Origin of the sequence: Bacillus cereus group sp. MYBK245-2 (assembly GCF_051916145.1) — a bacterium.
Classification (GTDB): domain Bacteria; phylum Bacillota; class Bacilli; order Bacillales; family Bacillaceae_G; genus Bacillus_A; species Bacillus_A pacificus.
This window is the reverse complement of the sequence record NZ_JBQAGB010000018.1, coordinates 1-12,543: the sequence shown is the minus strand read 5'-3', so window position 1 is coordinate 12,543 and position 12,543 is coordinate 1. Positions and strand designations below refer to the sequence as shown.

The window sequence follows — 12,543 nt, the reverse complement described above, 5'->3', positions numbered from 1 at the left end:
TCCTTTTGTCATTGTCCCTCCAGCAAATCAAAGCCCTACTATATAAAAAGCATGCTCAGCGACAAATTCATGTTTTTCTCCTCTTATTCACTCTCTCATTCCACGTAATCCTTTAATAAACATTTCCAACAATACATGTAAACTTATATCCAAATCTAACGGCAAACCAAATCCGCCCTGCTGTTCAATCGACGCAAACCCGTGACAAATACTTCTGAATCCACGTGTCGCATGAAGTGCATTTTCCCCTTCTAAGCCGTACTGTTGTAAAACTTGAAGACAAAGCTTTACAATCCCATCACCTGCTTTTCTTACTTCTTCATCTCGTAAAAAGGTTGCTTCATATAGTCCAGGGTGTTTGCGTACGAATGCTACATATGCTTCTCCTAAAGCATGAATTGCTTCATCCATCCGTTTACCCTCGGCCGCTTCTTCCAGTTTGTTATACAGCTGCTTGATTCCGTAAATACCAAGATGTTTCCGTACATCTTGTAAGCCTTTCACATGATTGTATAGCGAAGGTGAACGTACCCCTAATGTTTGCGCTAATGAAGCTAACGTTACTTCTTGTATTCCATTTGTATCTGCAATTTCTGCTGCTGTTTCTACAATTTTCTGTAATGTAAGTCCGATTCTTGGTGACATAAATTAACCCTCTTTTCTACTTTCTATATTTCGCTTAGCTTCCTTAATAGCAAGCTCTATGACAGCCCCTGGATCGTTTATCATTTTCCCATGCCCTGCCGCAAGCAAGGACGGCTCATATTCTCTTAGCTTCTCTGCACTTTGTAATGATATTTCTTTACTCCACGTTGCTATCGCTGGAAACGGAAACCAAAATTTCATTTGTCCCGAAACAGCCGTACCTCCTCTCGTTTGGAATGCATCCCCAACAATAAGAGCTTTATTTCGTACATCAAGAAACGACATGGAGCCTGGCGTATGTCCCGGTGTCATAATCGCAAGAAGCGATCCAACTCGGTCGCCATCTTCCAATAAAACATCAGGTACCGTTTTTACTTTTTTAGGTACACCGCCTTTTATCGGTATATTCGGTTCATCCTTTTGTAACGTCGTATCTCCTTCTAACAGCTTTGCGTCCCTCTTAGAAATATAGACTGGAACATGAGGAAGTACTTCCTTTAATGCATCTAATGCACCGATGTGATCATCATGCGCATGTGTTAATACAATCTTAGTAATTGGTTTTCCTATTTTCTCAGCCGCCTGTAAAATACCTTTTGCGCTATATGGCAAAGCTGCATCAATTAAAGTTAAACCAGCTTCTTCCTCCACAAAGTAACAATTCACAGGAAACACTCTTGGCAAAAATGACAATTGATATACTGTTTTTTCATGTATCATCCTCATAGTCCCATCTCCCTTTTCACGAAAACTAATACTATTAGTTTTATTATACTAATGGTATTAGTTTTATTATACTAATGGTATTAGTTTTATTATACTAATGGTATTAGTTTTATGTCACTAAAAATTTCTTTTTTTTCAAAAAAAAAAGAACAGTAGTCGTTTATACGACTACTGTTCTTTAAAGATATTAAACTGTGTAACGCTCATCTTCTAAAATTTTCGCAGCAATTTCACGTTTCTTCGGAATTACGTTAAGTGGTGTGTGGCGAGTTAATTTACGTAATGATGATAACATCACGCGCAGCATGTCGCCGTTTTCAACTGCGATAAGTGTTTCTTTCGCATCTGCTTCAATTTCGTTGAATGCTTCTTGGCAGAATACTTCAGTGTATAACACTTTTTGTTTATTCTTTTCAAGACCAGTTGTTTTAATTGCTTTTTCTGTACGAAGAACAGCTGACTCCATTGCGTATAGGTTGCTTACGATGTCAGCGATATTCACAAGAATTTCTTGTTCTTTATCTAATGCTTTACCGTATTTTTGAGCAGCTAATCCAGCTACCATTAAGCCGATTTTCTTCGCGTTATTTACTAAATATTTTTGAAGTGCTAATGGCTCATCACCTACTTCTTCTGGCATCATCATCATTAACTCTTCTTGTAATTTTTGTGCTTTTTGAAGAAGTGGTAATTCACCTTTCATCGCTTTACGTAAGAACGTACCTGGTACGATTAGGCGGTTAATTTCATTCGTTCCTTCAAAAATACGGTTAATACGAGAATCGCGGTACATTCTTTCAATCTCGTACTCTGCCATAAATCCGTAACCACCGTGAATTTGAACACCTTCATCTACTGTATAGTCTAGTACTTCAGAACCGAATACTTTGTTTAAAGAACACTCGATTGCATATTCAGCGATAGAAGCTGCTACTGCTTTACCGTCTTTTACTTCTTCTTCAGATAATGTGCTCATGCGGCTTTCGAATAAGCCTACTGTACGATATACAGAGCTTTCAGCTGCATATGTTTTTGCTGCCATATTCGCAAGTTTCTCTTGAATTAATGGGAAGCGAGCGATTGGTTGTTTGAACTGTTGACGTTGGTTTGCATATTGTGCTGAAATTTCTACTGCACGTTTCGCAGATCCAACTGTACCAACACCTAATTTATAACGACCGATATTTAAAATGTTGAATGCGATAATATGACCTTTACCGATTTCGCCAAGTAAGTTTTCTTTCGGTACTAACGCATCTTCTAAAATTAACGTACGAGTTGAAGAACATTTAATACCCATTTTCTTTTCTTCTGGGCTTGTAGATACACCAGCATAGTCTTTCTCTACGATAAATGCTGAGAAGTGCTCTCCATCAATTTTTGCATATACGATAAATACGTCAGCGAATGCAGAGTTTGTAATCCACTGTTTTTCACCATTTAATACGTAATGTGTACCTTCTGCATTTAAACGTGCCGTTGTTTTTGCACCTAATGCGTCCGATCCTGAACCTGGCTCTGTTAATGCGTATGCCGCTAATTTTTCACCAGTTGCAAGTAATGGTAAATACTTTTTCTTTTGCTCTTCATTACCGAATAATACGATTGGTAAAGATCCGATACCTACGTGAGCACCGTGAGTAATTGCAAAGCCACCAGCACGAGAGAATTTCTCTGCGATTAACGCTGAGCTTACTTTATCAAGGCCAATTCCGCCATACTCTTCTGGTACATCAGCGCCTAATAAACCAAGTTCCCCAGCTTCTTTTAAAAGACGAACAGAACGATCAAACTCATGTTGCTCTAAATATTCAAGCTCTGGAAGAACTTCATTTACGATAAAGTCCTCTGTCGTTTTTGCAATCATTTTATGCTCAGATGAAAAATCTTCTGGCGTAAACACTTGATCAATTGTAATCTCATCTACTAAAAAGCTACCGCCTTTAACTGCACTTCCTACTGTTTTTTCCATGAAAATTTCCTCCTTCATATTTTCATAAGCCGCTTCTCTCATTTTGAAAGAAGCTGGCTCTCCCTTTTGTTTTTATAAACCTTTGTTGCTTCCATTCTTTGCATTGGTGACGTCTCGTTCTGAACGGGCCACCTGCACTTTTTTTATAATCCAGTTCCGGTGGCTAGAACAGTCGGTCGTTTCACCCCTTCCTGTGAGGCAAAAAGCGCCTCTTCGTCAGGGCTTCCAACGCCCTCCTGTTCTGAGCAAGCCACCTGCACTTTTTTTATAGTAATTCAAACACTCCCGCAGCTCCCATTCCGCCGCCGATACACATTGTTACGATACCGAATTGTTCGTTGCGGCGTTTCATTTCGTGAATAAGAGATAGTGTTAGTTTTGCTCCTGTACAGCCAAGTGGATGTCCAAGTGCGATTGCACCGCCGTTTACGTTTACTTTTTCTTCATCTAAACCAAGTTCACGAATAACTTGGATCGATTGTGAAGCGAATGCTTCATTTAGTTCGAATAGGCCGATATCAGATAACTCTAAGCCAGCTAGTTTTAATGCTTTCGGAATTGCTGCGATTGGGCCAATTCCCATTACTTCTGGTGGTACACCCGCTACTGCAAATGAACGGAATTTCGCAAGTGGCTTCATACCATCGCTTACTGCTTTTTCACGGTCCATTAATAATACAGATGCTGCACCATCACTCATTTGTGAAGAGTTACCAGCCGTTACAGAACCGCGAACGTTAAATGCTGGACGTAATTTACCTAAAATGTCTAGCGTCGTTTCTGCTCTTACACCTTCGTCTTGCGTGAAAGTGATTGTTTCTTCTTGCAGTTTGTTATTTGATCCAACAGTACGTAACGTTACATCTACAGGTACTGTTTCATCAGCAAAGTTTCCTGCAGCTAATGCTTTCGCAGCACGTTGATGACTTCGTACTGCAAATGCATCTTGCTCTTCACGAGAAATTCCATATTTCACAGCAACTTGCTCTGCTGTATGTCCCATACCCATATAATATTCTGGAGCTGCTTCTACAAGGCGACTATTTGGACGAACAACGTGTCCCATCATTGGAACTAAACTCATTGATTCCGCTCCGCCTGATAATACAGCTTCCGAGTGCCCAAGCATAATGCGCTCTGCTCCGTAAGCGATACTTTGTAAACCTGAAGAACAGTAACGGTTAATTGTAATAGCTGGAACATCGTAAGAAAGTCCTGCTAATCCGCCGATATTACGAGCCATATTTAAACCTTGCTCTGCTTCTGGCATCGCACAACCGAAAATTAAATCATCGATTGGTCCTTCATAATTCGCACGCTTTAACGTTTCCTTTACTACTAACGCCCCTAGATCGTCAGGACGAACTGTTTTTAATGAACCCCTCTTTGCTTTTCCAATTGGTGTTCTTGCTCCCGCAACAATGACAGCTTCTCTCATGAACGATATCTCCCCTCGTTATTAGTTACGTAATGGCTTTCCTTTTACAAGCATGTGCTGCATTCTTGCTTGTGATTTCATCTCACTTACTAAGCTAATAAATGCTTCACGTTCTACATCTAATAAATACTGCTCATCAACTTCTGTTCCATACGGCACTTTTCCGCCCGCGATGACATATGCAAGTTTCTTCGCAATGTGAAGATCGTACTCTGAAATATAACCAGATAAATGCATTGCTTCTGCACCAAGTGCAAGAGTTGCATATCCTGTTTCACCAACAACCGGTATCTTTTTACGAATCGGCGCTTTATAACCAGCTTCATATAAAGCAAGTGCTTTCTGTTTCGCATCGTATAGTAAGTGATCACCATTCACACTAATACCATCTTTATCACCTAAGAAGTTATGAGAAATCGCTTCTTGTCCTGAAGTTGAAACTTTCGCCATTGCGACTGTTTCAAACACTTTATTTGCAACTTTTTGTAGATCGAACTCTACGCCATTTGCCATTTTATTTAAGTGTTTAATGTATAGCTCTTTATTACCGCCTCCGCCAGGGATTAAGCCAACACCAACTTCTACTAAGCCCATATACGTTTCACTAGAAGCTTGAATGCTCGCTGCTGGTAAGCAAACTTCTGTACCTCCGCCAAGCGTCATACCATATGGTGCTGCTACAACTGGCTTAGAAGAGTATTTAATTTTCATCATTGCATCTTGGAAGTTTTTCACAACTAACTCAATTTCAAAGTAGTTGTCGTCTTGTGCTTCCATTAAGATCATTGCTAAGTTCGCACCAACGCAGAAGTTCTTCGATTGGTTACCGATAACAAGACCTTTATAATTCTTTTCTACTTCATCAACAGCGTAGTTAATCATTTGCGTAATATCCATACCGATTGCATTGCTCTTCGAATGGAATTCTAAACAAAGGATGCCGTCTCCTAAATCAATTAAGCTCGCTCCGCTATTTTTCTTTAATACGCCATTTTTCGCTTTTAATTGCTTAAGAGAAATTGCTTTTTTATTACGTTCGATTAGCTTATATTCGCCATTATCGTAATAGTAGCTATCTCCGTTATCATGTTTGTAGAAAGTAGTGAAACCTTTCTCTAACATTTCTTTCACCCAAGCAGGAACAACTACGCCGTTTTCTTCCATCTTTTGAACGGACTTTTCAACGCCGATTGCATCCCAAACTTCAAACGGTCCTTGCTCCCAGCCGAAGCCCCACTTCATCGCTTGGTCAATTGCAACGATATCGTCAGCAATTTCTTTATGAAGTTTTGCAGAGTATAAAAGAGTCGGTGTGATGATATTCCATAACAACTCTCCTGCGCGGTCTTTCGCATATACAAGCGCTTTCAATTTATTCGATAAACCTTTTTCTTGTTTACTTAACTCGATCGATGCAGCTTTTAATTTTTTACGAGCTTCGTACTCCATCGTTTCAGGATTTAATTCTAAAATTTCTTTTCCTTGTTTTAAGAAGAATCCTTGACCAGTTTTGCTTCCAAGCCATTTTTTATCAAGCATGTCATGCATGAAAGCTGGTACTTTAAATACATCGCGCTCTTCTTCTTGTACATTTTCATATACGTTATTTGCAACGTGTACGAATGTATCTAAACCAACAACATCTAATGTACGGAACGTTGCGCTCTTCGGACGACCAATAAGCGGGCCTGTTACAGAATCAACTTCCCCAATGCTATAGCCGCGTTTTACCATCTCTTGAAGAGTTACTAATAAACCGTACGTACCGATGCGGTTTCCAATAAAGTTTGGTGTGTCTTTTGCGATAACAACGCCTTTTCCAAGAACGTCTTCGCCAAATAGTTTCATGAAGCTTAATACTTGTGGATCAGTTTCTTTCGTCGGTATTACCTCTAGAAGTTTTAAATATCGTGGTGGGTTAAAAAAGTGTGTGCCTAAGAAGTGTTTCTGGAAGTCATCTGAACGACCTTCTGCCATTTTTTCAACTGAAATGCCTGACGTATTCGAGCTCACGATAGAACCCGGTTTACGAACAGCATCTACTTTTTCAAATAGTTTCTTTTTAATATCTAAGTTTTCAACTACTACTTCAATAATCCAATCTACATCAGCTAGACGCTCAAGGTCATCTTCTAAGTTACCTGCTTCAATCAGTGCTAAATTTCCTTTCACTGTCAGAGGAGCTGGTTTTTGCTTTAATAGTTTTTGTAGTGCCGTATTACTAAAACGATTTCTCACACTTTTATGTTCTAATGTAAGTCCCTTCGCTTCTTCTTCTTTCGTAAGCGCAGGTGGTACAATATCAAGCAATAATGTCGGAATACCAATATTAGCTAAGTGTGCCGCAATTCCTGAACCCATTACGCCTGACCCTAGAACAGCAGCCTTTTTAATTTGGAACATCCAATTCTCCCCCTATTCTTGAATGAATGCTCATTCAATTTTTCGACATAAGTCGCAATCAATGAGTGAGCCTCTACTAATAAATATATGATACTGTTTAAATTTTCGCAATATATTTATTGATAAAATTTTCTGAAATAATTTTTTTTCTTTTATTTGCCCATACTATATATGTATTTTCTTCACTAAAATACACTTTCCCTTTTTATAATCTGACGAAACTGGAGGAATATATATGGCAAAACTTAAGAAGAACCCTTCAAAGGCTGGAATTAGCGCAGCAAGTGTGACAGGAAACGCTGGCCCAACTGATCGAGGCGTAGAAAAAGGACGTCAAGGTAATAACCAACAATATAAGAAGCATAATATGGGCGAAAAATAACGCTATATTTTTGGGCAGAGAACGTGGCATAATGGGTAATGGCTGCTTTTTCTGCCCAATTTATTTGTAACAAATGAGGGAATTATAATGAAACGAACAATAGTTATGATTGTAATGATTGCCACACTATTTACAGGGATGATTTTCTTCTCTTACGCACAAAGGCAACAATCTGTAAGAGCTGATCAACCTAACATTACTGGGCAATACGGAGTTACAATCGATGCAGACACAGGTGAAATTTTGTATGGAAAAAGAGAGGACGAACGCTCTTATCCGGCTAGTATAGCCAAAATGATGACAACCCTTCTTTTACTAGAGAATGTAAAAGAAGATGAAGAAATTACAGTTACAGAAAACGCAATTAAAACAGAAAGCCAAAGTAAGAAAATTAAACTTCGTGCTGGGGAAAAGTTAAAACGTGATGAGGCATTAAAACTGATGCTTATCATTAGTGCAGACCCAATAGCTGAATCCATTGCAGAACATATTGCAGGATCAAAAAATGAATTTGTAAAAATGATGAATGCTAGAGCGAAGGAACTTGGTACAAAGCATGCGACTTTCAAAAACGCAAGTGGTGCTGATGCACTAGGAAACAAAGTATCACCATATGACATTGCTATAATTACGAAAGAAGCATTAAAGTACCCAGTTGTTTTAGAATATATGAATTCAACGCGTACAACTCTACATACTTCAGAACGCTCTCCAAAGATTGCAAACTATGGACGAGAAGAACTATATGACGATCCATATGCAATTGGAAGTAAAAGCGGTCTATCAGCACTCGGAAAATATACAGTCGTAACAGTGGATGAGAAAGATGGTAAACGCGTCATTAATGTTGTATTATCTTCTACTCGCAAGCAACTGTATCCTGATACAAAGAAAATGGCACATTACGCATTTCAGCAATTAAAATAACCAAGGAGTATTTTCTCCTTGGTTATTTTTTAACCATACCTTTTAATACGAACGCAACGTTTGCTGGACGCTCTGCTAGACGACGCATGAAGTAACCATACCAGTCGTTTCCATAAGGTACGTAAACACGCATTTTGTAACCTTCTTTTACTAGCTCAAGTTGACGCTCATTACGAATACCGTATAACATCTGGAATTCAAATTGATCCCTTGGAATGTTGTGTTCTTCGGCAAGTTTTTTTGTATATTCAATAATCGCTTCGTCATGTGAAGCAATTGCAGTATAATTTCCATTTAATAAGTGCATTTTAATAATCTTTTTATAATTGTCATCTACATCTTTCTTGTCCGGGAACGCCACTTCTTCAGGTTCTTTATAAGCCCCTTTTACAAGACGTAAATTAGGATTATAAGCATTTAAGTCCTCAATATCTTTTTCTGTACGATATAGGTAAGCTTGAATAACAGTACCAATATTATCGTACTCAGACTTTAACTGTTTAAAGATATCAATTGTTTTTCCACAGCGTGTATAATCTTCCATATCAATTGTAACGAACACACCATTTTCTTTTGCAGCTTCTAAAATGCGGCGCATATTGTTCATTACGATTTCATCAGAGATATCTAGCCCCATAGAAGTCATCTTTAAAGAAAGTTGCGAATCAAGACCTTCTCTTCCAATTGCACGGATTGCTTCAATCGATTGGTTAGCCATTTCATTTGCTTCCGCTTCATTATCAACGAATTCCCCTAAATAATCGATTGTTACGCAAAGTCCTTGCTTGTTTAATTGTTTAATAGCTGCTGTCGCTAATTCAATTGTCTCCCCTGCGACAAAGCGACCTGCACCAAAGCGTAAACCGTACTTTTTAGCCAGTTTTGTTAGCGCTTTATTTTTAGATAAGAAAAGAAACGAATTTCGCATTAATTGTTCCATGTAATTCACCCCTATGACTTAATTTATCTGTTTTTTACCCCTCTTCGAAATTATATCATTGTTTAAAATTATTGGATACAAATAATTATTTAGATAATTTATAAAATACTATAAAAACATTTAAAAACCTATATTCTCGCTTATAAATATGACTGAAATATTTTTCGACATTTAGAAAAATAGAGTTTAATAGGCACAAAATAGGCATGCCGAAAATATTCGACATGCCTATAAAACCCTTTATATTCCATGTAAATTATATGAGGATATTAATACAGAAAACTTGAGATTATATTTACCTCGAGTTTTTTTATTGCTCATTTCTCTTCTCTTCATTCAGCCTTTTAATATGTGTAATTAACTGCACCATCTCTTCTTTCGCATCGGGATACGTCTCGTTCCAATGCTTCACTAAAGCCGGCATCGTCTTCGCTATGTAAGAATACAGTGCCCACTTCTGCACCTGTTCTTTTCTCTCTTCATTGCTCTCTCCAAGTAATAGTTCCGTGTATTTCTCTAACAACCCGTCAAATTGTTCGTTAAACTTTTCACTCATCTTATCTACCTCCTATATGAAAAAAGCAGCGAAGATCGCTGCTTTTCTTTATAATTTTGATCGAACAGAGTTTAATTTCTTCTCCATTGTGCTTACTTTATCACGACGATCATCGATACGAATTGTTGTTGCAACGCGCTGTGCACCTTTCGTATAGGGAACTTCATGCATTTGTTGAATTACTTCTAGAATGACAGGAAGATCTCCTTCAATAATTGTATTCATTGGTGTTAATTGATATTTCACACGATCTGAGTTTTTCTCTAGCACCTTTTGTACTTCTGCTACATATTCACTCACACTTGGATTACTTGTTCCTACTGGAATAATCGATACGTCAACAATTGCCATAGTAGTCTTCCTCCTATACTTGCTTCTTATATATCCATTGTCTATTTTACCGAAATACGCATCATTTTACTAATTTGTTATTCCTCTATTTTAAACTGCTCAACTAATCTTTCTAAGTCTCTCATATGCTCCGTCAAGCTTTCCATCGTATGAGCTACCTTTTCTAGATGGTTCACTTGTGATTCAGTTGCAGCATTTACTTCTTCCGAAACAGCTGCGCTTTCTTGACTCGTACCAGCGATTGTATGCATGACCGCTGTAATTTCTCCTTGCTCGTGACCGATGTTATGTACCTCTTCTACAATTTGTTCCACTGAAGTACTAATTGTATTTACAACTGACATAATGGTACGGAATTCCGCCTCTGCTTCTGTCGTAACATTATTTTGTATATCCGCAATGTCTTTCAATTTACTTACAACTTCTACAACTCGTCTTACCTCTACTTGTACATCACCAATCATCGTCGCAATTTCTACTGTTGCTTCTTTTGATTGTTCCGCTAATTTCCGAACCTCTTCCGCAACAACAGCAAAGCCCTTACCTTGTTCACCCGCACGTGCCGCCTCGATTGAAGCATTTAAAGCAAGTAAATTCGTTTGATCTGAAATACCTTTTATAAGCTCTACAACATTTTGAATCGATCCAACCCTTTGCTCTAACTTTCCAGATGCTTCCTCTGTATGAACAACAATCGAAGAGGATTGGCCCCTCGTACGAACTAAATTACGCATCGTATTTAATCCTTGCTTAGATGCCTCTTCAGCTTTGCCAGCCACACCTTTTATTTCACTAACAGAATTATTCATTTGTTCCACTGACTGCGCCATATTCTCGAGCTGCTCTGAAACTTCATCTACACTATTAGCAAGCGTAGAAGCTCCTCCGCTCACGTCATCCATTGCACCTGACACTTCTCTACTAGCTGCTACAGTCTCATTCGTTAAATAATGTAGATTATTCGTTGATTGTTGCACGGTTGATACACTATTTTTAATTTTGCTTACCATTTCATTCATTTGCTCAACCATATGATTAAAATGGTTCGTCAGTTCTCCAACTTCATCCTTACTTGTCACTTTCATTTGCAACGTTAAATCACCTTCTGCTACTTTTTGAACGTGATTCGTTAATAGTTGCAGCGGTCTTGCTAACCTTCTTGAGAACAAGTATGAAGCTGCAATTCCAACGAATAAGCTAATACATGCCATTATAATGACTGTATTTCTCGTACTATTTAATAGCCCATCAATCGTGTCCTTCGGATAAACAATCCCAATTTTCCATTTCATCTTATCAAACAGTTGACTATAGGCTACTACATCGTTCCCTCCTAATGTCGTCACTGCAAATTTTGTTTCATCTTTATTCAAACTTTTTACAAGTGATTCTTTTGAAACATCTTTTCCTACTTTCTCTGGATATACAATAGCAATATTTTTATCATTTACGATAAACATTTCTCCGCCATTATTATATTGAATATTATGGAGTAGCTTTTGGATTGTTCCTAGTGATACATCCATTGCTACTACCCCTAATACTGAACCATCTTGTCCGACAATAGCTTTTGAAACCCCAATACTTAACTTACCTGTCGCAATTTCATATTGTGGTTGCCCCCAAATAATCGATTTTGTATCGGATTCTGATGCTTTATACCACTGACGACTCGTTGGATCATACCCTTCTGGTACTTTTCCTCCGTCAGCAAGATTTGCACTCAACGTTTTTTTATCTTTTGTCCCAATGTATACATCTAAAATATCAGGATGGTTCTTTTTAAACCTTGAAAATTCTTTTAAAATAAAGCTCTCTTCTTCTGGAGTCACTCCATCTTGTAACATGTTTTGAATATCATCATGACTCCCATAATGACCCATATCTTCTTCAATTCGCTGCATAAATGCAGTTAACTGCTCTGTCACAAGATCCATCGTATTTTGAGAATACTGGTCTAAGGAGCGCACTTCCTTCTCTTTCTGTAATTGATACATAGCTGTACCTAATATTACGAACATCATAGAAATAAGTACCGAAAATACTACCGCAATTTTTAAACGTAAACTTCTTAACATCTTCCCCCAAGCATCCGATACGATAAACTTAACTAAATCTATACAATTCAATCAAATTTACACAAGTTAGTGCTTCATCGTGTTCTCGCAACCCCGAAGGGACGAGGGGTATAACACTCCACACG

11 protein-coding genes and 1 pseudogene are annotated in these 12,543 nt (G+C 38.1%); 2 read left to right on the top strand and 10 right to left on the bottom strand.

The features are described 5' to 3' along the window. Positions 1-87: 87 nt before the first annotated feature. The 5 genes from ACTFRN_RS23225 to ACTFRN_RS23205 form a co-directional block, all read right to left on the bottom strand. On the bottom strand, positions 88-645 hold the full coding sequence (locus ACTFRN_RS23225; protein ID WP_049110970.1) for a TetR/AcrR family transcriptional regulator: 558 nt from the start codon (positions 643-645) through the stop codon (positions 88-90). Positions 646-648: 3 nt separating this feature from the next. After that, positions 649-1,371, bottom strand: a complete 723-nt coding sequence (locus tag ACTFRN_RS23220) for an MBL fold metallo-hydrolase (protein ID WP_049110968.1) — start codon at positions 1,369-1,371, stop codon at positions 649-651. Positions 1,372-1,558: 187 nt separating this feature from the next. Beyond that, complete coding sequence (locus tag ACTFRN_RS23215; protein WP_088106278.1) at positions 1,559-3,343, bottom strand: acyl-CoA dehydrogenase family protein; 1,785 nt, start codon at positions 3,341-3,343, stop codon at positions 1,559-1,561. Positions 3,344-3,608: 265 nt separating this feature from the next. Then, positions 3,609-4,781: an acetyl-CoA C-acetyltransferase gene (locus ACTFRN_RS23210; RefSeq protein ID WP_001206328.1), complete on the bottom strand. Its 1,173-nt coding sequence runs from the start codon at positions 4,779-4,781 to the stop codon at positions 3,609-3,611. 21 nt (positions 4,782-4,802) lie between these two features. Beyond that, the gene (locus ACTFRN_RS23205) at positions 4,803-7,184 is read right to left on the bottom strand and encodes a 3-hydroxyacyl-CoA dehydrogenase/enoyl-CoA hydratase family protein (RefSeq protein WP_000486341.1); all 2,382 of its coding nucleotides are present in this window, start codon (positions 7,182-7,184) and stop codon (positions 4,803-4,805) included. Between the two features lie 235 nt (positions 7,185-7,419). Between ACTFRN_RS23205 and ACTFRN_RS23200 the strand changes: the two genes are divergently transcribed. Beyond that, the gene (locus ACTFRN_RS23200; protein WP_001096347.1) at positions 7,420-7,566 is read left to right on the top strand and encodes a YuzL family protein; all 147 of its coding nucleotides are present in this window, start codon (positions 7,420-7,422) and stop codon (positions 7,564-7,566) included. An 87-nt stretch (positions 7,567-7,653) separates the two neighbouring features. Beyond that, entirely contained in the window at positions 7,654-8,493 is an 840-nt protein-coding gene (locus tag ACTFRN_RS23195; protein WP_074567899.1) for a D-alanyl-D-alanine carboxypeptidase family protein, read from the top strand. 22 nt (positions 8,494-8,515) lie between these two features. Here ACTFRN_RS23195 and ACTFRN_RS23190 read toward each other — a convergent pair whose 3' ends face one another. The 5 genes and pseudogenes from ACTFRN_RS23190 to ACTFRN_RS23170 all read right to left on the bottom strand — a co-directional run. Next, positions 8,516-9,433 carry a proline dehydrogenase family protein gene (locus ACTFRN_RS23190; RefSeq protein ID WP_000436772.1) on the bottom strand — a complete coding sequence of 306 codons (918 nt, stop codon included), beginning with the start codon at positions 9,431-9,433 and terminating at the stop codon, positions 8,516-8,518. Between the two features lie 310 nt (positions 9,434-9,743). Then, positions 9,744-9,989, bottom strand: a complete 246-nt coding sequence (locus ACTFRN_RS23185) for a YusU family protein (protein WP_001290596.1) — start codon at positions 9,987-9,989, stop codon at positions 9,744-9,746. Between the two features lie 48 nt (positions 9,990-10,037). Continuing rightward, a complete protein-coding gene (locus tag ACTFRN_RS23180) occupies positions 10,038-10,340 on the bottom strand; it encodes an MTH1187 family thiamine-binding protein (RefSeq protein ID WP_001018869.1) in 303 nt (100 codons plus the stop codon). A 77-nt stretch (positions 10,341-10,417) separates the two neighbouring features. Continuing rightward, a complete protein-coding gene (locus ACTFRN_RS23175; protein WP_407654680.1) occupies positions 10,418-11,242 on the bottom strand; it encodes a methyl-accepting chemotaxis protein in 825 nt (274 codons plus the stop codon). Positions 11,243-11,413: 171 nt separating this feature from the next. Next, positions 11,414-12,277 (bottom strand): annotated as a pseudogene (locus ACTFRN_RS23170) (cache domain-containing protein); the annotation flags it as partial. Positions 12,278-12,543: the final 266 nt, after the last annotated feature.

What these genes read in the sequence shown, in the direction of transcription:
- ACTFRN_RS23225 (WP_049110970.1), bottom strand. Translation starts at nt 645, where the DNA reads ATGTCACCAAGAATCGGACTTACATTACAGAAAATTGTAGAAACAGCA.
- ACTFRN_RS23220 (WP_049110968.1), bottom strand. Translation starts at nt 1,371, where the DNA reads ATGAGGATGATACATGAAAAAACAGTATATCAATTGTCATTTTTGCCA.
- ACTFRN_RS23215 (WP_088106278.1), bottom strand. Translation starts at nt 3,343, where the DNA reads ATGGAAAAAACAGTAGGAAGTGCAGTTAAAGGCGGTAGCTTTTTAGTA.
- ACTFRN_RS23210 (WP_001206328.1), bottom strand. Translation starts at nt 4,781, where the DNA reads ATGAGAGAAGCTGTCATTGTTGCGGGAGCAAGAACACCAATTGGAAAA.
- ACTFRN_RS23205 (WP_000486341.1), bottom strand. Translation starts at nt 7,184, where the DNA reads ATGTTCCAAATTAAAAAGGCTGCTGTTCTAGGGTCAGGCGTAATGGGT.
- ACTFRN_RS23200 (WP_001096347.1), top strand. Translation starts at nt 7,420, where the DNA reads ATGGCAAAACTTAAGAAGAACCCTTCAAAGGCTGGAATTAGCGCAGCA.
- ACTFRN_RS23195 (WP_074567899.1), top strand. Translation starts at nt 7,654, where the DNA reads ATGAAACGAACAATAGTTATGATTGTAATGATTGCCACACTATTTACA.
- ACTFRN_RS23190 (WP_000436772.1), bottom strand. Translation starts at nt 9,433, where the DNA reads ATGGAACAATTAATGCGAAATTCGTTTCTTTTCTTATCTAAAAATAAA.
- ACTFRN_RS23185 (WP_001290596.1), bottom strand. Translation starts at nt 9,989, where the DNA reads ATGAGTGAAAAGTTTAACGAACAATTTGACGGGTTGTTAGAGAAATAC.
- ACTFRN_RS23180 (WP_001018869.1), bottom strand. Translation starts at nt 10,340, where the DNA reads ATGGCAATTGTTGACGTATCGATTATTCCAGTAGGAACAAGTAATCCA.
- ACTFRN_RS23175 (WP_407654680.1), bottom strand. Translation starts at nt 11,242, where the DNA reads ATGGATGACGTGAGCGGAGGAGCTTCTACGCTTGCTAATAGTGTAGAT.